Source organism: Flagellimonas sp. HMM57, from assembly GCF_021390175.1.
GTDB lineage: Bacteria > Bacteroidota > Bacteroidia > Flavobacteriales > Flavobacteriaceae > Flagellimonas.
Map to the genome: position 1 here is coordinate 925,409 of NZ_CP090004.1, position 25,011 is coordinate 950,419.

Consider the following 25,011-nt stretch of genomic DNA (forward strand, 5'->3'; position numbering starts at 1 on the left):
CCTTGATTTTTAATATTTATATTTCTTTTTTATAGCCTATTTATTCTATCGGATTATCCTCAACAGCTACTTCTGTCTCGGTTTCCAATGCTTCATCGACAGCAACAGCATCAACAGTTTTAGATTGCTCCTCCTCGGTATCGCCAGACATCACCATCTGTTTGAACGTTGCCTGTTCTGCAATCCATTTATTGTATTCTTCTTCTGTCTCTACGATAATTTTCATCTGCATATTGTAATGCGACTTTCCACAAATCTTATTACAAAGCAAAACATAATCAAATTCCCATGGGTCCGAATTTGGTTCACCCGCTGCAGCTTTTTTTGCTCTTATTTTATTGGTTCGCTTTACTTTATCCACAACATCTGGATTCAAACGAATCTCTTCAGTAGTAATTGTAGGTGTAAATGAAAACTGAGTGATCATTCCCGGCACGCAGTTCATCTGTGCCCTAAAGTGAGGCATGTAAGCGGAGTGCAGTACATCTTGCGAACGCATCATAAAATTAACTTTACGCCCTACTGGCAAATGCAGTTCTTTAACAATAATATCATCCGCGGCATTTGGGTCGGATTCATCTAAACCAAGAACGTTTGCACGGTCTATATCGATCAAGCGAACACTTGCATCACCAAGAACATTATCCTCTCCTGCGTAACGCGCGGTCCAATTAAATTGTTGCGCATACAATTCTACAATAAGAGGATCGTCCTCGTCATTGACATCCATGATATTTGTCCATGTGTAGAGACCCCAAAGAATCAATCCTGCAAGAACAATTACTGGGATTATAGTCCAGATAAACTCTAATCTATCATTATCAGCAAAGAACAATGCTTTTTTTCCTTTTTCACCACGGTATTTGTATCCAAAATAATGCAACAATGCCTGGGTAATGGTCTGAACAAAAAAGATAATGGCGAAAGAGACCCACATCAATTGATCATACTCTCCTCCATGTTCAGAGGCAGCTTCGGGCAAAAGCACCTTTGTATATTTTGCAAAACTAAAAATAGTTATACCATATATGAAAATAAGGAATGCGAACAGAAGGTATCCGTTGTATTTGTTATCAGAATCTGTGGCAACCTCAGAGGAGCTTTCTGTTTTTAACTGGGACAATTCGAAAATCTTGGTCATTTGCCAGATCGCTATCGCTACCAGTACTAAAACAGTCAATGTTAATAATGCAGTCATTGTATATCTTTCTAAGACTTAATCGTATTAATAATGAAATTGTCTACTTTCTTCAATAAATGGGTTACGCTTTGGTTGTAATGGTGCTTTTGTAAGGGCATTGAATACCCAGTACACGAACAATCCCCCAAAGAACAGTATTCCTCCAATCTCTGGTAATCCAATATACCACTGATCACCCACAGTGGCTGGCATAATCATATTGAAAACATCTAGATAATGCCCTAGAAGCACTACAATACCCGCCATTATTACGAACCAGTTTACCCTTTTGTAATCACTGTTCATAAGCACCAACAATGGGAAAATAAAATTCATGGCAAGCATTCCAAAGAAAGGTAATTTGTAATCTTCTATCCTTGTAACAAAATATGTTACCTCTTCAGGAATATTGGCATACCAAATCAACATAAATTGTGCAAACCAAAGATAAGTCCAGAAAATGCTGATACCAAACATAAATTTGGCCAAATCATGCACATGGCTATCGTTTACATCCTCCAAATATCCTCTTGACTTCAAATAGATAGTAATCATAGCGATTACCGTTATTCCCGAAACGAACATGCTCGCAAATACATACCAGCCAAACAGTGTGCTGAACCAGTGAGGATCAACACTCATAATCCAATCCCAGGACATCATGGATTCCGTAATAAGATAGAATACCAAAAATGCGGCAGACCATCTAAAGTTTTTGATAAAGTTTGAATTATCATCTGATTCATCTTGCGCCAATGATAACTTTCTGGAATATTGTCTATAGAAGATCCATCCGCCTAAAAAGATAGCCGCTCTTATTAAAAAGAAGGTAGGATTTAGGTATCCCGCTTTTCCTTGAAGGAGTTTGTCATGGGCTACAACATCAGCATCCATCCAAACGAACATATGGTTCATATGTAGTACACAAAGCACCAAAATAACGAACACTATAATTCCCCCAGGCACCAAATATGCCGTAATTCCTTCCATAACCCGAAACAGTAATGGCGACCATCCCGCCTGTGCGGCGCGTTGTATTGCATAAAATGCCAATACTCCCAGTGATATCATAAAAAAGAAAAAAGCAGCTACATAAAGTGCAGACCAAGGTCTATTTTGTAACTGATGCAATACATGTTCGTCATGTGAGGCATCGTGCCCTCCTCCATGTGCCGAAGCTTCCCCATGTGCAGCTTTCTCGGCATGCCCATTGGTCATATCTCCGTGTGCAGCTTCTTCTCCATGGCCATCGCCATGTGCAGAGGCAACCATAGCTTTAGCTTCTTCCACAGTGCTGGGAGCAGTTAAAAAACCTGTTGCTAAACAAATCAATCCAACTGCCATTGCAATGAAAGATCCTATTCTAAGTTTATTTGAAAACGTGTACATAGTATACTCTTATCCAATTATTTTGTTAGGTCTTCCTTTAATTTCATAACGTATTCGGCCACTTGCCAAAGTTCTTTCTCATTATCCATCTGTGATGCATAAGACCCCATTGAGTTCAACCCATAATACATGGTATGATAGGTACTGCCCACGGTAATATTACGTGCTGCATCGTCATAACTAGGAACTCCCAATATTTTTTCTCGTTTTACCAAAGTACCTTGACCCTTACCGTTTGCACCATGACATATAGCACAGTATATATCGTAAAGTTCTTTACCTGTAGCCAAATTAGCTTCACTCTGAAGCGAATCTAAAGGACTTGGTTGCAATCTGGCCAATTCTTTTCCTTCAGGAGTGTTTTCAAAATCATAAGGCATGTACCCTCTTGAAATTGTATTTTCTACAGGAAGCATAGCTTCAGTTCCACTGGGGAACAATCCGTTATCTACTTTTTCATACGTTTCATAACCCACAGACTCATACATGTTTGGCATGTATTGATAGTTTGGGCTGTTCTTATCTGCGCATGCTGCAACGGACAGAACCAAAACCAAAACGACAACTATTTTACCTAAATGCTTCATATTTTTATGACTCCTTTTCTGTAACATTTATCTCTACTGCTCCCGTATCCCACAACAATTCTTTCAATTCCTTCTCATTGCCATGAACACCTATTTCCATTAAAAAATGGTCGTCAGTTGTTCTTACATCAGGGTTTTCAGCTTTTTTGAAGGGCCACATCCTACTTCTTAAATAAAATGTGATAACCATTAAATGCGCTGCAAAAAATACCGTCAATTCAAACATAATAGGTACAAAAGCGGGCATGTTTTCCAAATAACTGAAACTTGGTTTTCCACCTATATCTTGCGGCCAGTCTTCAATCATGATGTAATTCATCATAACTATGGCAACCGTAAGGCCCAAACAGCCATACATGAAAGAAGTTATCGCTATCCTGGTATCTGCCAATCCCATCGCTTTATCCAATCCGTGAACGGGAAAAGGTGTATACACTTCTTCGATATGATGGTGCTCTGCCCTTACTTTTTTAACGGCATGCATCAATATATCATCGTCTGTGTAAAGTGCCTGTATTACTTTTGATGCCATTATTACTTTTTATCGTTTAATACTTTAGCTTGTCCGGCCCAATCGTCTCTTTGCGCACGACCGGGGAATTTTCCAGTTATTGAATCCAATAAATCATATTCCTTACTGGTCATTCGACTAACCTGTGCAAATGTGTAAATTCCTATTTCATTCAAGACACGTTCCATTTCTGGTCCAACACCTTTTATCTTTTTCAGATCATCCGGTGTTTCTTTGGTTGCATCAAATGTTCCAATAGTACTCAGTAATTCATTTACACCCACCTTATCGTCAACAGCTGGAACAACTTCATCCATAAGAACGTCATCAGTAACCGATTCTTCAACTACTTTTCCCCGTTTGGGTATTTCATATAAAGGTTTTCCAGCCTCACGTAGTTTCTTATATTTTGACCCGGAAGCCTTTAAAATAGACTTTACTTCTGCCTGTGCTATTACAGGGAAAGTTCTAGAATACAATAAGAACAATACAAAGAAGAATCCTATAGTTCCTATAAAAATTCCAATATCCACGAATGTTGGTGAGAACATAGTCCAGGAAGAAGGCAAGTAATCTCTATGCAATGAGGTTACAATAATTACAAAACGTTCAAACCACATTCCAATGTTTACAACAATTGAGATGAAGAACGAGAACATAATACTGGTACGCAATTTTTTGGACCACATAAATTGTGGAGAGAACACGTTACATGTCATCATAGACCAATAGGCCCACCAATAAGGTCCTGTTGCCCTGTTCAAGAAAGCATACTGCTCATATTCGACACCAGAATACCAAGCAATGAACAATTCCGTAATATAGGCACAGCCTACGATGGAACCTGTAATCATGATTACAATATTCATTAACTCTATATGTTGTACCGTAATATAGGCTTCAAGACTACAAACCTTTCGCATAATGATAAGCAGTGTGTTTACCATAGCAAACCCAGAGAAGATAGCTCCTGCAACAAAATATGGAGGGAAAATGGTCGTGTGCCATCCCGGAATCACTGAAGTAGCAAAGTCAAAAGATACAATAGTGTGAACCGAAAGTACAAGAGGCGTAGCTAGACCAGCCAAAACCAAAGAAACCTCTTCAAAACGTTGCCAATCTTTAGCCCTACCTGTCCAACCAAAACTTAACAGGCTATATATTTTTTTCTGAAACGGCTTTACCGCCCTGTCCCGGATCATGGCAAAATCAGGTAGAAGACCTGTCCACCAGAATACCAAAGAAACCGATAAATATGTTGAGATTGCAAATACGTCCCAAAGCAACGGAGAATTAAAGTTCACCCATAGCGAACCAAACTGGTTAGGTATTGGAAGTACCCAATAGGCCAACCAAGGACGACCCATGTGAATAATTGGGAAAAGCCCAGCTTGTATCACTGAAAATATGGTCATCGCCTCTGCAGAACGGTTGATAGCCATTCTCCACTTCTGCCTGAACAAAAGCAATACAGCAGAAATCAATGTTCCTGCGTGACCGATACCTACCCACCAAACAAAGTTTGTAATATCCCAAGCCCAGTTAACCGTCTTATTAAGACCCCAAACTCCGATACCCGTGGAAACGGTATAAATGATACATCCTAGACCCCAGAGAAATGCAACTAATGCAATGGTAAATACAATCCACCAATGCTTATTGGCCTTCCCCTCTACAGGAGCAGCGATATCCACGGTAACGTCATGGTATCCTTTATCTCCAATAACTAAGGGCTTTCGAATAGGTGCTTCGTAATGCGACGCCATAATTTATCTTCTAGTTACTTCTTATTATATTGATTAAGCCTCGTTGGTATTTCTCACTTTAACGTGATAGAACACATTAGGTTTTGTACCTACATGCTCCAATAAGTGGTACATTCTATCATCCTCCTTCAATTCAGCCACCTTACTTTCCTTATCGTTGACGTCCCCAAAAACCATGGCTCCACTACCACAGGCTGCAGAACAAGCTGTCTGGAATTCTCCATCCTTGATAACTCGTCCATCACGTTTGGCATCTAAAATGGTTTTCTGTGTCATTTGGATACACATAGAACATTTTTCCATAACCCCTCTAGAACGAACATTGACATCTGGATTGATGACCATCTTACCAAGATCGTTGTTCATATTGTAATCGAACTCATCGTTATCGTGATATAGGAACCAGTTGAACCTACGCACTTTGTATGGACAGTTGTTTGCACAATACCTTGTACCTACACAACGGTTATAAGCCATATGGTTTTGTCCCTGTCGACTATGCGCTGTTGCTGCAACTGGGCATACTGTTTCGCATGGAGCGTGATTACAGTGCTGGCACATTACAGGCTGAAAAGCCACCTCTGGGTTTGCCGAAGCATCCTCCATTTCGCCAAATCCTCCCAAGGAACCGTTATCTCCAAAAAGACCATCAAGTCCTTCTTTCTTCTCATTATCTCCTTCAAAAGTATCTTCAGAAGAGTAATACCTATCAATTCGCAACCAGTGCATATCCCTTGATTTACGAACCTCTTCTTTTCCAACAACAGGAACATTGTTTTCTGCGTGACAAGCGATAACACATGCACCACAACCGGTACATGCATTCAAATCAATGGATAAATTGAAATGATGCCCTATGGAACGATCGAACTCATCCCATAAATCAACATCTGGTGATGTAACCGGGGTTTCCTGATGGTTCAAGGAAACCTGAGGCATGTGATTCCACTCGTGGCGGTCTTTTGTATTGAAGATTTCAAGGGTAGTCTCTTTTATGATATCACCCCTACCCATCAATGTTTTATGCAATTGAACGCAGGCAAACTCATGACTTCCTGATGATTTCTCAACAGAAACGGATTGAACATTGGAGAAATTGCTATATAAAGTGTACGCATTGACACCGGTAGCCATTTCCGACTTCATTCCAGCTTCTTTTCCGTATCCAAAAGATAAACCTATTGTATTTTTTGCTTGACCTGGCTGAATGATTACCGGAACATTGTCCAAAACCACACCATCAACCGTTAGTTTGGCATAACTCCCATTCAATCCCCCATCAGCTACATTATAATTCTCCATCTGCATTGCTTCTGCATCCGCTTTGGAAATAGTAAGGTAATTGTCCCAAGAAACACGTGTGATTGGGTCTGGGAATTCCTGCAACCACGGATTGTTCGCTTGCTTACCATCACCCATACCCACTTTAGGATACAGCATCAACTCCATTCCGCCGCTTGTGCTATTGATCAGGGAACGTATTGCCGAGGCAATCGGTACGATACTTTCCTGAACTTCTTCGGTTTCTTCGCTCGTATCTTCTGTCAACGTTTGCTCATCAGATTCCAATGCAATCATTGGAGCTGTAAAGACACCATCCTGTAAAGCTTGGTTCCACTTTGCCTCTCCTAAAACGAAAGTGCCCCAAGTTTCTTTAATATACTCGTAATATGTTTTTTCGGAGCCCATCCAAGTCAACAAAGCAGTTTGAAACTGTCGTGTATCGAAAAGCTCCTTGATGGTAGGCTGCATTAAACTGTAATGTCTTTTTTTGAACTGCGCATCTCCCCAAGATTCCAGATAGTGCGAAGCTGCGGCCACATATTTTGAAGACTGTGCTGTTTCATCATTATTAAAAGAAAAGCTAACAGAAAGATCAACCTTTTCAAGACCTGAAACAAATTCAGAAGCATTTGGCAATGTGTATGCCGGATTGACTCCATCCATCAACAAAGCACCAACACGGCCCGAATTCATATCAGAAATCAGCTTTTTCACTTTCGCAACATCACCTTGACGAACGTATTTTGGTTCTTCTGGGTCAAAAGCATCACTGGACAATAATTTATTTATGGCCAGCACAACAGTTTGTGCATTTATATCGTTAAGACCGGTAACAACAACAGCTTTATTTCCCGCTTTCTTGATTTGAGCTGCAACTTTTTCCACAGCTTCATCCACATCCGAAGTACCCCCACCAACATTGGAACCATTTAGCTTTCCGTATAATTTGGCCAATGCTATTTTTTGTTGCGTAGGCGTCATAGGATATCGCTTATCGGCATTAGCACCTGTCAACGACATGTTGGACTCTAATTGGATATGTCTGGACATTTTTCCATTTTTAGGAATTCGCGCCTTGGCATACCCCCCATCGTATCCCCCACCTTGCCAATCTCCCAAGAAATCAGCACCAAAAGATACTATTACATCCGCTTTTTCAAAATTGTAATCTGCAAGGGCACGTTCGCCATATGCCTTATTAAAAGCGTTTAACGCAGCATCTTCAGAAATAGCATCGTAAATTACATGGTTCACATTATCACCATAGGCAGCCTTGAAATCCGCAATCAATCTATCCGTAGAAGGGCTTGCATATGTTTGGGTCAATAAAACAATCTGCTTATTGGAATTCTTTAGGCTTCCCAATTTAGCCTTAACCGATGCATCCAACACTTTCCACTCAATCGGCTCACCACCTGCGGTAGGACCTTGAACCCTAGTACTATCATACAAAGACAAAACCGAAGCTTGCACCCTTGCATTAGCACCTCCATTTACATTAGCATCCGTATTGTTCTCTATTTTTATTGGCCTGCCCTCTCTGGTTTTAACCAAAATACTGGCAAAATCAAATCCATCCGCAATAGTAGTTGCATAATAATTAGCAACACCGGGCACAATCCTATCTGGCTGCACCACATAGGGAATGGATTTGTGTACGGGCCCTTCACAAGCTGCAACTGTAGCGGCCGCGGTACTAAATCCTACGTATTTAAGAAAATCCCTCCTGTTGGTAGTGGTAGCCGATAAATTTTCTTTATCACCCAAAAACTCATCAACAGGGATTTGCTCCGTAAATTCATTTTGTTTTAGCGCCTCAACAATGGAATCGTTCGGATTTAACTCCGCTTCGCTTTTCCAATATTTTTTGTTTGATGCCATACGATATATCTGAGATTATCTTCTTTTAATTCTTAATAGTGACATTTACCACATTCCAAACCGCCCATCATCGCAGCCGTTAGCTCCTGCACACCATATTTTTTGGAAAGTTCGTCATGAATGGCTTCGTAATATTCGTTACCCTCAACCTTTACGTTGGTTTCACGGTGACAATTGATACACCACCCCATAGTCAATGGAGAATACTGGTACATGATTTCCATCTCTTCCACCGGTCCATGACAGGTCTGACATTCAATTCCCGCAACAGAAACGTGCTGCGAGTGGTTGAAATATGCAAAATCTGGAAGATTATGTATCCTAACCCATTCCACAGGCTGGGATTCCCCTGTGTACTTTTGATTCTCCTCGTCCCATCCTACAGCCTTATATAACTTCTTTATTTCCCCTGTGTAGAATTCGTTGGTATAACCATTCGCCAAATCCTCTGCACTTGGTCCTTCTGGATTTCCTTTGTACTCGTATATGGATTTATGACAGTTCATACAGACATTTAAGGATGGTATTCCAGAATGCTTGGAAACCCTTGCAGAAGAATGACAGTACTTACATTCGATTTTATTGTCACCCGCATGTATTTTATGTGAGTAATGAATTGGCTGAATAGGCGCATATCCTTGATCGACCCCAATCTGCATCATCCAACCGTAGGCAAAGTAAGCACTACCCAATAACAGAAAAATAACACTCACCAAAACCAAAAATTGATTTTGGGCAAATGCTTTCCAAATAGGAGTATGTTTTTCAGCTTTTTCCTTTTCCAAAACGACACCATTGGCCTCGGCTATTCTTCGAAGTGTATTGTTCACCAAAAACAACATGATTACCAAAAGACCAAATACCAGTGTCAGTGCGCCAAGAATAATTTCATTCGATATACCTCCAGAAGCAGCGGCATCCGCATCAGTTGGAACAGCAGATGTTGCAGCGGCAGCGGCAGGTGGAGGGGCGGCAGTGTATGCCAGGATATCATCAATATCGGCGTTCGATAGTGTCGGAAAAGCCGTCATAGCAGCTTGATTGTATTCCGCATAAATTTTGTTAGCATAAGCATCCCCCGATTTGATCATTGCGGAGCTATTCTTTATCCAAGAATAAAGCCATTCCTTATCCAATCCCTCTTCCTCGGCCAATCGCGTTTCCACATTCGCCAATGCAGGACCAGTCATTTTACGGTTCAATGCGTGGCAAGCAGCACAATTCTGATTGAACAACTGTTTACCCTTAGCAGCATCACCACCTGCAGCAGCAGCTTCTTCAGCAACGACTTCGGTAGCAGCAGCTTCTTCTTGCGCATAAAATGAAGTGGAAAAAACTAGGAGGGAGAAACCTAAAACTTTAGAAAATAGATGGCGGTATAAAACCTTTTTCATACTAACGAAATTTCTATCGGAATCTTTGGCACGATTGTTACTGTACTGATAATTATCATAGTAGCTCGCACGCACTAAAAATTGGACACAAATGTACGACATGGACTCATTTTTTGAAATGTTAAGGGATCGATAATATCTAATTTATACGAATTCTAAATAAGATGCTACGACCTCGTTTAAATCATAAAAAATTACATTTGTATCAACATTAAAAGAAAAAACACACCCACATCATGAAATCCCTTGTATTTATTATACTTACCGCTGGTTTAACAGCATCACTATCAGCTCAGGAGGGTAGCATTACTATTGAACAAGACCCTCGTATCGATGAATTGGTGAAACGATATAGTGAAGTGAATTCCAAGACAGATTTTTACCAAATTCAAGTCGGTTTTGGCAGCTATCAGAAAGCTCAAAATCTCAAAGCAAAAGTTGATATTGATTTTCCAACGTGGTATTCGAAAATCGAATTCGAATCTCCTACCTACCGAGTTAGATTAGGTAAATTCAAAACAAAATTAGAGGCCGAACGAAAATATTTGGAGGTACGAAAAAAGTACCCAGATGCCATGTTGTTAAAGCCTGAAAATGATTCCAGATAAAAGACAATAAAAAATCCCGCCTTAGCGGGATTTTTTTTAGTTAAAGCCGGTTTTTATCCTAAAGCTTTTTCTTAACGGCAACTTCCTGGAATGCCTCCACGATATCACCTTCTTTTATATCATTATAATTCTTGATCTGCAATCCGCAATCATATCCTTTGGACACTTCCTTTACATCGTCCTTAAAGCGTTTTAAAGAAGCTAACTCACCCGTGTAGACTACAACCCCTTCACGAATAAGCCTGATTCTGGAATTCCTGAATATCTTGCCACTGGTCACCATACAACCGGCAATAGTTCCGATTTTAGAAATCTTGAAGGTTTCCCTAATCTCCGCGTTACCAGTAATTTCTTCTTTCATTTCAGGTGACAACATACCTTCCATAGCATCCTTCAGGTCGTTGATAGCATCGTAAATGATAGAATACATTCTGATATCTATTTCCTCTTTATCAGCCACCATACGAGCATTGCCCATTGGCCTAACATTAAATCCGATGATTATCGCATCCGAAGCACTGGCCAGAAGCACATCCGATTCCGTGATGGCCCCAACTCCTTTGTGAATAATATTTACCTGAATTTCATCGGTAGATAATTTCTGGAATGAATCTGTCAGTGCTTCTACAGAACCGTCCACATCACCTTTAAGGATAATATTAAGTTCTTGGAAATCGCCCAAGGCAATCCTTCTTCCAATTTCATCCAAAGTAATGTGTCGCTGCGTACGAACGGATTGTTCGCGCTGCAACTGTGAACGCTTGGTCGCAATTTGCTTCGCTTCCCGCTCATCTTCCAGTACACTAAATTTATCTCCTGCCTGTGGCGCACCATCCAAACCTAAAATTGAAATTGGTGTGGCGGGTCCTGCCTTTTTGATGTTGTTACCACGTTCATCCTGCATGGCCTTTACTTTACCACTACAAGTTCCCGCAAGTACATAATCCCCTATTTCAAGTGTTCCTGTCTGGACCAAAATAGTGGATACATATCCTCTACCTTTATCCAAGAAAGCCTCAACTACAGTTCCTGAAGCCAATCGGTCAGGATTTGCCGTTAATTCCAATAATTCAGCTTCAAGCAGTACTTTTTCCAAAAGTTCGTTCACACCTTGGCCCGTTTTTGCGGAAATATCATGGGATTGTATTTTACCTCCCCAGTCTTCTACCAGCAAATTCATACCTGCCAAACCTTCTTTGATTTTATCTGGATTGGCCGTAGGCCTATCAATCTTATTTATAGCAAATACGATCGGAACATTTGCCGCTTGCGCATGACTTATGGCTTCTTTGGTCTGAGGCATAATGTCATCATCAGCAGCCACAACAATAATGGCGATGTCCGTTACTTGGGCACCACGTGCACGCATCGCCGTAAAGGCCTCGTGACCCGGTGTATCCAAGAATGTTATTCTTTGACCATCTTTTAAAGACACTCCATATGCGCCAATATGTTGGGTAATTCCACCACTTTCACCGGCAATAACATTTTCTTCTCTCACATAATCCAACAACGATGTTTTACCATGATCTACGTGACCCATTACCGTAACAATAGGCGCTCTCGGTTTTAAATCTTCTGGCGCATCAACCTCTTCCTCTATAGCCTCTTCGATATCTGCAGTAACGAACTCTACTTCATATCCAAATTCCTCGGCTACTATAGAAAGTGTTTCTGCATCTAATCGTTGGTTCATGGTCACCATGATCCCCAAGGACATACAGGCAGATATAATTTGTGTAGACGACACATTCATCATAGTGGCCACTTCGTTTACGGTAACAAACTCCGTAACCTTAAGCACTTTGCTCTCCAATTCCTGAAGCTCGAGATCTTTCTCCGTCTGCTGACGATGCTGATCTCTTTTCTCCCTACGGTATTTTGCACCTTTACCTTTACTGGATTTACCCTGAAGTTTTTCCAAGGTTTCCCGTACTTGTTTTTGTACTTCTTCTTCTGTTGGCTCTACTTTTGGAGCAGATGTACGTTGATTACCCCTTCTGCCCGGACCACTATTATTTCCTCCCCTATTGTTCGGGCGGTTTCCGCCTCCACTCTGGGATGGATTTTTACTAATGATACGCTTACGGCGTTTTCTCCTATCCGCACTGCTGTCCGAAGATGAAGCAGCAGGCTTTTTCACCTCTTCCTTCTTTTTCTTGGGCTTGTTAAATTGGGAAAGATCTATTTTGTCCCCAGTGATTTTTGGACCACTAAGTTTTTTATACTGTGTTTGTATTGCTTCGGGCTCTTTGGGCTCATCATCCTCTTTCTCTGGCTCCACAGCTTTCTGTGGCTCAACGGCCTTTTTAGGCTCTTCTTTTACCTCTGCTTCTACTTTTTTTACCTGAGCAACTGGTTTTTCCTCTTCTTTTTGTGCAACAACCGGTGTTTCTTCAACCTTTTCCTCTTCTTTTTGAACAGCTGCCGGTGCTTCCTCAACTGCTTTAGGCTCTTCTTCGGCTTTTGGCGGCTCTGGTTTTTTATCCAAATCTATTTTGCCTACCGTTTTAGGCCCGGATAATTCTACCTTCGCCTTAATGACCTGCTGAGCATTTCTTTTCTCCCTGGCAAGTCTTCGTTCTTCCTGTTCTTGTTCAATTTGAACTCTCAGCGCTTCTTTTTCTTTACGCTTTTCTTCACCAACTTCTTTTGAAGCTACTTTTTTGCTCTTATCTGTTTGGAACTCATCCAACAGCACTTGATACACCTCATCCGTAATCTTTGTTGTAGGCCTTGCCTCAACCTCGTGCCCTACGGAAGAAAGGTGGTCCACAGCCCTATCCAGGGAAATATTCAATTCCCTGAGAACTTTATTAAGCCTTATTGTTGGGTTTCCTGCCATAAATTATATTTCCTTGCCCTAAAAATTCGCTGCTAATATATAGTTTAATCTTCAAATTCCTCCTTAAGGATACGTACTACATTCTGAACGGTCTCGTCTTCCAAATCCGTACGCTTTATCAAATCATTGACATCTTGTTCCAGAACACTTCTTGCAGTGTCCAGACCAATCTTCTTAAACTCGTCAATGACCCATGCTTCTATTTCATCTGAGAACTCCGTTAATTCCACATCTTCCTCAACACCTTCACGGAACACATCTATCTCATATCCAGTTAATTGTCCTGCCAATCGGATATTGTGCCCTCCTCTACCTATCGCCTTCGAAACTTCCTCTGGCTTTAAGTATACCTGCGCTGTTTTCTTCTCGTCATTAAGTTTAACGGATGACACTCTTGCAGGACTCAATGCACGTGTTACCATTAATTGGGAATTGTTGGTCCAATTGATAACATCAATATTTTCATTGCCCAATTCCCGAACGATACCATGAATACGAGAACCTTTCATACCCACACAGGCACCAACGGGGTCAATTCTATCATCGTAAGAATCCACGGCCACCTTGGCTTTTTCACCAGGTATTCTCACCGCTTTCTTTATTGTGATCAATCCATCAAAAACTTCTGGTATTTCTTGGAAAAATAATTGTTCCAAGAAAATAGGCGAAGTTCTGGACATGATGATTGCAGGTTTGTTTCCCTTCAGATCAACACTTTCGATTACTCCCCTTACATTATCCCCTTTCCTAAAAAAGTCTGAAGGAATCTGTTTTTCCTTTGGAAGTATGATTTCATTTCCTTCATCATCCAACAAAATAATCGCTTTATGGCGAATATGATGTACTTCGGCAGTATAAATCTCCCCTTCAAGGTCTTTAAACTGCTTGTAAATGGTCGTATTGTCATGCTCATGAATCTTGGAAATCAAGTTTTGACGCAACGCCAAAATGGCCCTTCTTCCTAGATCCATTAATTTTACCTCTTCAGAAACATCTTCTCCAACTTCAAAGTCTGGTTCAATCTTCCTAGCTTCGGATAGTGAAATTTCCTCATTGGGCTCTTCTACCTCGCCGTCCTCTACCACTATACGGTTTCTCCAAATCTCCAAATCTCCTTTGTCCGGGTTGATAATGATGTCAAAATTCTCATCAGAACCAAACTTTTTCTTAAGTGCATTTCGGAACACATCTTCCAAAATTGCCATAAGCGTTACCCTATCTATAAACTTATCGTCCTTGAATTCCGAAAAGGATTCGATGAGCGCTAGGTTTTCCATTTTTGAACTACAATTAAAATTTTAATATAACTTTTGCTTCATGGATATCAGAAAACGCAATTTCACGCTTTTTCTGTACCGTAACTTTCCCTTTACCAACGGGCTTGGGCTCTCTTGCCTTCCACTCCAGGGTAATTTTATCTTCTGTTGCTTGAGTCAGATTTCCTTCCAGCTCTTCGCCCGCCACTCTTACCATCAGTTTTCTACCAATATTCTTCTTATACTGACGTGGGAGCTCTAACGGTGAGGTAGCCCCGGCAGAGGTGACTTCCAATGAAAAATCTTCCTCTTCACGATCTAAATTATGTTCAATGGCCCTACTGACATCCATACAATCCTGAAGGTCAACTCCCTCATCCCCATCTAACACGACCCGAATTGTATTGCTGTTTTCAACCGAAAAATCAATCAAAAATAAAGATGGCTTTTCTTCCAATGCTTTATCCAACAATGATTTTACTTTTTCCTTAAACATAAACTTAAACAATAAAAGAGGGGACTCGAAGTCCCCTCATGAATACCATTTTATTCGTTCAGTGGTGCAAATATACGATATTTTTATGTTTTGGAAAACTGTATCCAAATAAAACATGCGCATCCTCATGACAGATAGATCAGTGTTACGATAACATGCTTTATAGGCATATTCCAATTGAAACCGTTTGTTGCACGATTTGCACTTGTACCGCTGTTTACTATTTTGAAAGCCACTTTTTACCACAGGCCCGTTACATTTGGGACAGCTTATTGCATCCATATCCTAATTTGATACACAATACTATGAAAAAGCTTAATTTTAGGCCGTTCTTGACACGATGACCTGCATCAAGGCATCTATTAATGGCAAGAAACAATTAAAAAAAATTAGATAAAATACTATAAATCAAAAATATATATCATGGCTTTTGACCATGTCCTATTTTGATACATTACCCCATAATGGACAAGGAACTCTTGCAAAAGGTCAGGGACATCGAGAGCTTTACCGAGGAAGAGCGCACCAAGATATACGAGCTTATCGATATGGCCATTAGTTACCACAAGACCAAAAAGGCCTACTCATAAAAAAACCACAGTTTTACACTGTGGCCTTTTCTTTTTATGATTCTTAAAAGTCTTAAAGATTTATCCAATTTGATTTTAAAACCATCCCTTCGCCACCTTTATTTTTGTTTTTCACCAACCAGTTAAGCCTTATCTGTTCATCATCTTTTTTAACTTTCAGACGATTAGTGTTGATACATAGCTTTTTATTAAAAGTTACATTTGATTTCAACATGTCGATTGATCCGCCATCATCTTTTATCCTAAAAACAGACGAAACGGGTATAGTTTCTGTATCAAATGTCCTTACCTCTGAAAAAAACCTTTTATCACCTTTAGAGTTTTCAACTACAATCTGATCATCTTCGACTATATTCAATACTTCATTCAATGAATGTGTTTTCAATATTTCGCTATCTTGAAAATCGTCTTCGAATAGTTCAAATACGGTCCAATCAATTTCTGTATCACTCTCAACATTAATGAATGTCAAACTAATACAATCCGAATATTCTTTACAACCATCACATTCTGTCCTTTCTACTATTTCTACGGAGATATTGTTCTTTTTATCTCTACTGCAAGAAGTTATCAGTACAAAAAACAAAACAATGAAGTTCATTCTTAATATTGTCTTTGTCATTTTAAAGCCTTTTGCTGTTTGTTAACTTCATCCTTATATTTTTGGGTGGTCTTGGAAAAAGTTGGGGATTGCTTTTGTTTTTTATAAGCCCCTTCCTCCCTATATTTCGTGTATTCTTTACTATTATTAAAAACTTTGGTGTCACCTCTTTGAGATATATGTCCTTCCTCATGCTCTAAAGTACTTCTCAGGTTATAAACATTATTCAAAGACGTATGCTCAGATTTATTCCTATCAATTGAGATGTCTAACGTCTTCTCTTCGGTTGGCGTCTTGACCACTTTACCATCACTTATTTGAATACCACCTATACTGGTCGCAAAAGTTTCTGATTTATCATCTGCATCCGTTGAAACGGTAACCTCTCCAAAATCTGCATCGGGTGTGGCCTGTTTTATTTGAGAATCAACATAAAAGTTCAGTAGGCCATCGTCACCCACAAGTTTGCCGTCCTTGGTGATTTCCAATTGCTGATCCCCTTCGCTTAATTCGCTATCGAAAGTAAGGGCAACATTAACATCTCCATCATTTGTTCCATCATCGTATATTATTTCACCTTTCAGGTTGATTATTTGCAACAAAGGAGACATTCCATCAGGGTCAGTAAATATTATTGGATTGTTGAACGCATAATTATACGGTGAGTGCCTACGCATCTGCTCGGCCAATGGATCGATGTTCATCCATCTTCCCAAGGCAGGATCATAATTACGTGCACTTACATCATACCACTCAAGCCCTAATTCTTCTTGGTATTCTTTCCCACCAAACTTCCACCGTTGTGCGGTACTGTTGCCCAATGGTGACACCACATCATTGTACCCTTTATGTTCAAGTCCGAAGGGATAGTAGTTGTTCTCCTCCACGATTTCGGTGGTGCCGTTGTTGTCCATAAAGCTCAACCGCACGTTCCCCAAGTGGTCCTTGTAATTGTAGACATAGTCGTAGCTTCCCTGTCCGTCTGGGGTCACATAGCCCTCTAGGTGGTTAAAGAACTGTAACTGCCCGTTTTGGTACACGAAGTTGCCCGCATAGTCTGTCACAGAACTTCCCACGGTCTTGCGCAACTTGGTCCCCGTGGCATCGTAAATATACGAAATGGTACCGTTGTTGCCGTTCCCGTTTATCGAAATGCTCATGGGCAGGTTCAAATGGTTGTAGGTAATACTTGTTATCCCCTTGTTGGCATCGGAGGTCATGTTCCCGTTTACATCATAGGTATATTCGGTTCCACTACCGTTGGCATCCACAAAACCATAGGTGTCACTTGCATTGTTGTCCGCAACATTGGTGAGCTTGTTTCCGCTATCATAGGTGTACACCAAGTCGTCCATCGTGCCAAAGCCCGTGTTGTTCGCCAAGGAAGGGCTTGCGCTTGTCCATCCCAGGCGTTTCAATGTCTCTAGGTTCCCCATCTTGTCATAGGTGACATCGGCAAGGTTGTACCTCCCCGTGTTATCAATTGCACCCGTGATCCTATTGAGAGCATCGTAGGAATACCGGTAGTGCTTCAAGGAACTGTCATCTGTATTCGCCGTTCTCCATTTCGTTTCGGATATGTTTCCGTTAAACAATGGAGTGCCGCCATGGTCGACCGTATTGTAGTTGATGCCGAAAGCAAAAAGGTCATTGCCCAAGGATGCCGTATTGTTGATCTGTTTGAGCCACCCCCTTACGTTGTACTCATAGTTGACCGTTTGTAGTCCAGCAGTGGCACCATAATCCGCTCCAGGGATTCCGCCCACTTTTTTGGCAATCAATTGTCCCAGTTCGTCGTATTTGTTATATACTATGAGCTCTTCTGCTCCACTGCTACCTTCAATACGCAGGGTAACATCCCCACTAATGGTGGTGACAGGGCTAACGGCAATACTATTGGAAGCCACTTGGTCCGTGGTAATATTACCAGATAAGAGCAAGTCAACATCAATTTGGCCCATACCACCCCCATTATCTCTAGGGCAAGTATCGCCTAAGGTACCGTCTCCAATACACTGAGTCTGACTCAACAATCTGCCCACATGATCGTATTCAAAGTTGTCCACGGTCACAATAGGGGCGTTAGCACCCTTTGTATGGGTGGTGACCACCTTTTCGGGCCTGCCCACAAAGTCGAGCTTTGTCTCTATTTGTATGAAGGTCTGCAACAGTTCATTGATGTTCCCCTCTGCAATGACCCTGCCTTTCTCGTCGTAGGCCTTGGCCCACCTGATCCATTTGTCATCGTTACCGTCCAGCACCAATATGCCCCCACCAGTGGACAGCCCCTTTACGTTCTGTGCAACCGTTTGTCCCAATACCGTAGTGGGAAGTGAATAGCCAAAAAGCGGAAAATTGTAGTCATCGTAAAAGTTGAGGACGTGTATCTGCGGTACACCAGAACTATTGAAAATGGATGGATAGGTATTGTTCGTATACACATCTCCTACACGTTCTTCGTATTGTGCAGCGGCACTTTCCACATTGGCCTGTGCCTGGGTGCGTGTTACGTTAAGGTCCAGTATTCCCGCCAGTACCACCCTGCCAAAGGCATCGTACTTGGTGTAGGACCATTCGTTATTGGCCCGTTGCACCGTATCCTGTGTCATTACGGGTTGGTCCAAGGTATTATAGACGATATGTTCCCAGCCCTTGCCCGGCAGCTTTTTTTCCACCAGTCGGTTACGGTGGTCGTATTTGTACTGGTAGCAGAGTTCGTTGCGTTCCACAGTGGTCACCCCATTGGAAGTGTCCACCTTTGGTGGTATCACATAGGTAAGGTTTCCGTAGTCGTCGTAGACGTAGTAGGTGTCGTGCGGGATTTCCTTCTCATTGGACTGAACGGTACCATCATCATTTAGATCTATATCCGCATAGGTGCGTTTAAGTACTACCTGCCCCTGTTTGTTCTTAAATTCTTCAATGGTATGAAGCTTGCCGCTGACAGTGCTATGGTTTTCGTCACGAGTAATGGTCTTGTACAACTCGTTGGCGGTATAATAAGCGTTGAGATTAAGAACTGGATTGTCTCTTCCCATATCAAGGTTAACAAGGAAAAGACGTACCTCATCGGTGCTGTTTGCCAAATAACCAAACTCTATGGCATGGTCATCAGCATCTGGCACTACACTGCCCTGGGCATCTTTGGCCAGCGCCCAATCCTCACCTGGGGCGGCTTGTTTGAGTATCCTGTTCAGGGGGGAAGTTTCAAAATACTTTTCCGAATAGGGATTTACATCGATTCCCGATACACTGGGAAAGTCATCCCCGTAGGTATTCGGGTCGTCATAATAATCTCGAGTGGCACCTTTCATGTCTCCTGTCCTAAACTTGCCCATCTCGCCATTGGGCTCCACAAAGGGCAGCCATTCCCTGATCTGTCTTCCAAAATTATCATATTCTATATGGGTAACGATGTCCTTTTTTCCAAGGTTGGCCCCATCCACTGCAGATTGTGCAATGGCAACTTGTTGCATAGGTCTTCCCAGGCCATCGAAATAGACGATGCTCTGAATGACCGCTTCAGATTGTGTGAAAAAGTTAAAATTATTCTGGTCTATACCGTCTTCAGCCTGCATATCGGCTGCATTTTTCTGGTAAGTACGGGTATAAATATAGTTTTGGTCCGAAGGGTTATCGGGCAACGCATTATGGCATTCATTAGAACCATCATATTCGTTGGGACAGTTATCCAAAATAGGATTTGTGGTCCAATTACCTTGTCTGTTGTTACAATCAGGTTCACCTATACTATCTGGATTTCTAAACCCGTCCCCATCACTATCTGCATACCATGTTCTTGCCAAACAAGGTTGCGTAAAAGACTCGTTGATTCCGGGGAACACCCCATTTGGATCATTTCCGACTATTATGACCGACCGTTCGTTGGCCGTATCGTTCGAAAGGAATGTAACGTTTATGGTCGTTTGGTTAGGTTGGGTCACACTGACCCAATAGGGAAGATCTACAGGTTCATAATTTTCGTTCAATTCTTTGAAACTATAAGAAGTCTGACCACTACAGTTTGAATACACTAGAGTATAGGTAATGGTCTGTTGGCTACCATCCAAGGCATCGCCATTGTCAAAGCCCGTTACCGTGCAGCTTGGAGGGGGCGGCGGAGGGGGCGGGGGTGTACCATCTTGGGTCACTTTTACCCTGCCCGATAATCCATTGTTCCACAAAATATTGACCCAACCGCTACGTTCTTCATCAGTATTTTCAGGAACGTTTACTGTTAGGGTAGTTCCAACAATATTCGCACTGGTGACCCAGTCGGGAAAACTTCCCAAACTAAAGAAACCTCCGGAACAGTTATGGGTAATGGTCCTTGATGCAAAACCGCCATTTTCAGGAAAGTCTATTTGCGGTGCCGTGGCACCGTAACAAGATTGTGCATTTATATTGTTGATCGTTGTTAAAAAAATACCAAGAGCAACAATTAGTTGTGCAATATTTTTGTTTATATATTTTATCATCTTTCTTGGTGTTTATTAGTTGGTCTCTCCCTTAAAGTGATATTCATAGTCCGTTAGGATGTCGCCGTTGGCATCCCTTACCTCTTTGAGGCGGTTGAACGAATCGTATATGTAATAGGTAGTATAGCCCTTAGGGTCTGTGACGCTGGTAACCCCGATTAAAGGGTCATAGGTATAGGTGGTGACCATGGCGCCCTTCAAAACGGAATGTTTCCTGATGTTGTCCAAGGTAAGCCTTAGTGTACCTTCCTTGCCCAAATAATTCAGGGTTCGGTCATCATCTTTATCGGATTGTACTCTTGCGGTATCGATTAGGCTCTGTAGCTCAGGTGTAATATCTTCCGATTTTAGATTCTCTATCTTGGCTATGGGGTACTCTTGGTTGTAGCCCCATAGATATAAGACATGTAAGCCATCGGCTTGTGAGACTTCTAAAAGATTTCCCCTATCGTCATACTCATGATAAATGACACGATTTTCCAAAAGCTGCGAACTTTTGTTTGTTTGAATAGAACTTGAAACTATATTATTATACACCGTTTTGTAAAGGTTGCGCTGTATGGACAATACTTTTCCATTCTTTTTAGTGACACTTTGTATGGGTGTTGCCGTACGATGTTGGTTTGCCTTATTAAGAAGAAGTAACTGGTCACGTTCATCCGGAGTAAGCACTCCACCCTCATTAAGAGAGTTGATATCGCTGATATCATCAGGATAGTAGGTCTTGGTTTCCAAAATACCCAAGTCACCTATTGTTGTATTTGTCTTTACCAAATTCGTATGAAGAAGACCATTATCATAGAAAAAGTCTTTTACGGTAGTAATGCCATCATTTATAATGGTACTCTTTTTTAAACGCTTCCAAACAATGGGTTCCGTATAATGAGTCAAAAAATAGCGAATACTATAATAAGAGTATGGATTTTGGTCGCTGGGATAGTATCCCTCTCTACTTACATCCCAGCGAGCACCGGCCTTAAATCCTTCTACAGGGTTCTGTGCGTTTATCTCTTCATACTCGTTGATCGTTTTAGAAATGGGATCTGGGTTGCCATTTTCAAAGGTTTCTTGTAGGAGTAATTGTCCCCTGTCCCAACTACGGTCCACTAAAAAAGCAACTGGCCCAGAACCTTGGTAGGTTTCATCCTTGGTATCAGCATAGTGGTACCAGGTATATCCCTGATGGTTTTCTGGAGTGCCATTGTATTCTTTTACAGAGGTATAAAAAACCGTGGCCTGATTTTTTGACATGGTGGGTGAAGAGGCGACCCCAATAGAATATGTTACAATATTAGTACTTGGGACACAATTCCCTTCCTGAACTAAATCTGGCTGACCAGCAAAATGATATGCCCTACGATAGAAAAAGTCATTTGAAGCGATAAAACGATTACCATTATATACCCCTGATGACAATAAGGGATTGTCCCGTTGCACATATTCATAAGATTTGACCCATTGGATGGTATCGTCCCCATTCATACTGGAGATTTTTTTAATGCGCAATCCTCCTGCTATTTTTTCCACAACTGTATTTTGACCAGATTCGATGGTCCTACAGGTATTGCCCTCATATTCAAATAGGGTATAGCCCTTGGTTGGAAAAACAATTTTGTTCAATGTTCCATGTTCGGCAAACAATGGATTGGGATCCCTATCGGCACCGCCCAGATTAAATGTAAAACCTGCCTCTGTAGTTTGTACTCTGGGAGCAAGGGAACTATTGGATTTACCATTATAATAGCCCCAATAATCTTGGGAATTCGAAAAACGGGGAGGAACATGGTTGTGACTATAAGAAAACCGGTATGGGTTGCTGCCCACCCCATTCGAGGCAATTTCGGTCACAGTGTTCAATTTAAGTTTTACATTGTTGACACCGCTATCAGGCACACCAAAATAACCAAAACCCAATTGAAAGCTTTTTATGGGATGGTCTATACCATCTATAGTGGAGTACAGTTTGACTTCATCCAGCCTTAACTCATCATCAGCGGGATCATCTTCCCTATTACCCCTAGAGGATTGAAAAAGTATATATCCATTTTTAAAATTTACTTTACTTATTTTCTTGACATCAAAAAAAGTAGTGCTGAAAGGTTGTGTATGTGGTTGTGATGAAGGGATATCATAATTAGCAGGATTGCAAGGGTCGTTAAAATATCTGGAATGCCTATCAGAATAGCGCCAATCATTGACTTGCCCATTGCTAGAGACCAATTCATATTCAAATGTAATCTCATCATTGTTATTCGGGCCTGTTAGCTTTTTTAGGTGCCATACGTTAGTTGAGGATACATAATATTGATTATTTGGCCCGTTAATGGTATGTCCCGATTTTTCTGGGTAACCAAATTCCGCAGTAATCCCTTCTGGGGTGACTATTGAGAAACCCACAATCTCATTTCCGGTAAATAAGGGAGTTATGGCCAAATCTGCATGGGGGATTAAGGCAATGGTTGCATCTAAACGATTGCTGGAATGGTTAAATACAAATTTCCCTGAATAGCCCATAAAGTCATAACTGAAAATATCCGGTTCTGTATCTACGACTCCCAATAACATAAGCTCGGTTACACCAGCACTATCAGCAGGATTATAATTTCCATCATAAACTCGATTTATATACCCTTCATTGCTTTCATCTGCGCTGCCTCTTACCGTTCTGGTAATTGCACCCCCTGCCCTTAGTGTCCAACCCAGCCCGGTCCAACTTGCCCTTTGGTTCACCTGAACACCACTGGCATGGTAGCTTAATGATATCGGCACACTTATTGGCCCGGATTGTGCTGAGAAAAAGGGAATGGAAATGTTAGGAACCCCGGTATGCATACTTACCGGGTAATTCCCATATTTTTCGAACTCCCACATAGTAGGCGACGGTGGCAATTCATTGATTTGTGTCGGGTTCTCTGGAAAACCTTGTGACATAATGGATTTTGACCAGATTAAACAGCAAAAAATCAATAACAAAAGCTTACCACTTTTTTTTGTTAAATAGAATACTTTTTTTTCTGCTTTTTTATTTCTCATAGGAAGTACGCATTAGGTTATTTAAAGTGATAAATCCATAATTCTTTTTCTCTTGTTCAAGGATATAAAATATCAGTTTCTCAGTCTTCTCTAACAAAAATTTGTTCACCTTACCCAGCTCAACACTACCGACACTGACCTCCGCCACCATTATGGAAAGTGTATTGGACAAATACCAAGTCAGTACTTTGAGTACTCCTCTTAGCCTAGATACCAATATTATAAGCCTCACCCGTGTCCTATCTAAAGCGTCTACCTTCATCACTCGTTTTAGAGACTTCAGCATAAATGACAAACGAACCTTCTTATGGACTTCAACTATCAGAAATAATAGGTACTCCGTTAAAAACCTATCCAATTGTTTCATTCTTTTCTGGGCGATATTTCCAAGAATCTTCTTGTAATGGGATAATACACGACACCACAAAGTCATGTGTCATTTCATATAATATTGTTTTTATCTTAGCCACTGAAATTAAAAACCTTTATTTTATTACAAGAAAAATAATTAAAAGATTGTAAGTTTTTTACGATTAATATCATTTTAAATTCCACTTTTTTATGTTAAAGCAATAGATGTAAACAGGTAAGACCATGAAAAACAAACCATTGAACAAAAGTTTGCCCACACTCAACACTCCTACTAAAAATCAAAAATTAACAATTATTTAATGCTGCTTCACTGATTAAATTCCTACAAATTAGAATTTGAAAAAAAATAAATTCCAAGTTCCAAACCATTTCAGCTTTTATTTGAAACCACCTTTTTAAGAGCGGAAGGAATTGAGGAAAAACAACAACTTTATTGCTATTGAATTTTTAAGGTATTAAGAGAAGTAAAAGTATTTTTTTGGAAAAGGATGGTTTTCTAAGATTATCTGTTGCCCCACTTAGGACTCCCTTCGGCTCCGCTCAGGATAAACTTCTCGTCCTTCGCGATTGCTTGAAACAAAAAATCCCGATTCCATTTGGAGCCGAGATTTTGCGCACTATCTGTTGACCCACTAGGACTCGAACCTAGAACGACTGGACCAAAACCAGCTGTGTTGCCAATTACACCATGGGTCATTACCAATACTAATACCGAACTTGTTTCAGTAAGAGCGTGCAAA

Annotated in this window: 16 protein-coding genes and 1 tRNA gene; 2 read left to right on the forward strand and 15 right to left on the reverse strand. The window is 41.0% G+C overall.

From position 1 onward, the window contains the following. Positions 1-40: 40 nt before the first annotated feature. The 7 genes from LV716_RS04105 to LV716_RS04135 are packed head-to-tail and all read right to left on the reverse strand — an operon-like array spanning position 41 to position 9,992. Positions 41-1,198: a cytochrome c oxidase subunit II gene (locus tag LV716_RS04105; protein WP_163416516.1), complete on the reverse strand. Its 1,158-nt coding sequence runs from the start codon at positions 1,196-1,198 to the stop codon at positions 41-43. 27 nt (positions 1,199-1,225) lie between these two features. After that, complete coding sequence (locus LV716_RS04110; RefSeq protein ID WP_163416517.1) at positions 1,226-2,569, reverse strand: quinol:cytochrome C oxidoreductase; 1,344 nt, start codon at positions 2,567-2,569, stop codon at positions 1,226-1,228. Between the two features lie 17 nt (positions 2,570-2,586). Beyond that, entirely contained in the window at positions 2,587-3,156 is a 570-nt protein-coding gene (locus LV716_RS04115) for a c-type cytochrome (protein ID WP_163416518.1), read from the reverse strand. Between the two features lie 4 nt (positions 3,157-3,160). Continuing rightward, complete coding sequence (locus tag LV716_RS04120) at positions 3,161-3,688, reverse strand: DUF3341 domain-containing protein (RefSeq protein WP_163416519.1); 528 nt, start codon at positions 3,686-3,688, stop codon at positions 3,161-3,163. 2 nt (positions 3,689-3,690) lie between these two features. Then, positions 3,691-5,433, reverse strand: a complete 1,743-nt coding sequence (gene nrfD, locus LV716_RS04125; RefSeq protein WP_163416520.1) for an NrfD/PsrC family molybdoenzyme membrane anchor subunit — start codon at positions 5,431-5,433, stop codon at positions 3,691-3,693. 33 nt (positions 5,434-5,466) lie between these two features. Continuing rightward, on the reverse strand, positions 5,467-8,598 hold the full coding sequence (locus tag LV716_RS04130) for a TAT-variant-translocated molybdopterin oxidoreductase (protein ID WP_163416521.1): 3,132 nt from the start codon (positions 8,596-8,598) through the stop codon (positions 5,467-5,469). Between the two features lie 32 nt (positions 8,599-8,630). Continuing rightward, positions 8,631-9,992: a c-type cytochrome gene (locus LV716_RS04135; protein WP_163417864.1), complete on the reverse strand. Its 1,362-nt coding sequence runs from the start codon at positions 9,990-9,992 to the stop codon at positions 8,631-8,633. Between the two features lie 236 nt (positions 9,993-10,228). On the opposite strand from LV716_RS04135, the gene LV716_RS04140 reads away from it, so the two are divergent. After that, positions 10,229-10,600 (forward strand): SPOR domain-containing protein, encoded by a 372-nt coding sequence (locus LV716_RS04140; protein ID WP_163416522.1) that lies wholly within the window; start codon positions 10,229-10,231, stop codon positions 10,598-10,600. Positions 10,601-10,658: 58 nt separating this feature from the next. Here LV716_RS04140 and infB read toward each other — a convergent pair whose 3' ends face one another. Genes infB through rimP form a run of 3 tightly spaced genes read right to left on the reverse strand, consistent with a single transcriptional unit; the run spans position 10,659 to position 15,197 of the window. Then, a complete protein-coding gene (infB, locus tag LV716_RS04145) occupies positions 10,659-13,445 on the reverse strand; it encodes a translation initiation factor IF-2 (RefSeq protein WP_163416523.1) in 2,787 nt (928 codons plus the stop codon). 44 nt (positions 13,446-13,489) lie between these two features. After that, a complete protein-coding gene (gene nusA / locus LV716_RS04150; protein ID WP_163416524.1) occupies positions 13,490-14,722 on the reverse strand; it encodes a transcription termination factor NusA in 1,233 nt (410 codons plus the stop codon). Positions 14,723-14,735: 13 nt separating this feature from the next. Further along, entirely contained in the window at positions 14,736-15,197 is a 462-nt protein-coding gene (rimP, locus tag LV716_RS04155; RefSeq protein WP_163416525.1) for a ribosome assembly cofactor RimP, read from the reverse strand. Between the two features lie 464 nt (positions 15,198-15,661). Here rimP and LV716_RS18445 point away from each other — a divergent pair, with 464 nt between their 5' ends. Then, positions 15,662-15,787 carry a hypothetical protein gene (locus LV716_RS18445; RefSeq protein WP_255674290.1) on the forward strand — a complete coding sequence of 42 codons (126 nt, stop codon included), beginning with the start codon at positions 15,662-15,664 and terminating at the stop codon, positions 15,785-15,787. Between the two features lie 52 nt (positions 15,788-15,839). Here the strand turns inward: LV716_RS18445 and LV716_RS04160 are convergent, their stop codons facing one another. The 5 genes from LV716_RS04160 to LV716_RS04180 form a co-directional block, all read right to left on the reverse strand. Further along, positions 15,840-16,409 (reverse strand): hypothetical protein, encoded by a 570-nt coding sequence (locus LV716_RS04160; protein WP_163416526.1) that lies wholly within the window; start codon positions 16,407-16,409, stop codon positions 15,840-15,842. Further along, the gene (locus LV716_RS04165) at positions 16,406-20,866 is read right to left on the reverse strand and encodes a DUF6443 domain-containing protein (RefSeq protein WP_163416527.1); all 4,461 of its coding nucleotides are present in this window, start codon (positions 20,864-20,866) and stop codon (positions 16,406-16,408) included. Before LV716_RS04165 ends, LV716_RS04160 begins: the two co-directional genes overlap by 4 nt. Positions 20,867-20,881: 15 nt before the next feature. Further along, the gene (locus LV716_RS04170) at positions 20,882-23,797 is read right to left on the reverse strand and encodes an RHS repeat domain-containing protein (RefSeq protein WP_163416528.1); all 2,916 of its coding nucleotides are present in this window, start codon (positions 23,795-23,797) and stop codon (positions 20,882-20,884) included. Positions 23,798-23,888: 91 nt separating this feature from the next. Continuing rightward, positions 23,889-24,161: a hypothetical protein gene (locus tag LV716_RS04175; RefSeq protein ID WP_163416529.1), complete on the reverse strand. Its 273-nt coding sequence runs from the start codon at positions 24,159-24,161 to the stop codon at positions 23,889-23,891. Positions 24,162-24,895: 734 nt separating this feature from the next. Next, positions 24,896-24,967, reverse strand: a tRNA-Gln gene (locus tag LV716_RS04180). Positions 24,968-25,011 lie beyond the last annotated feature (44 nt).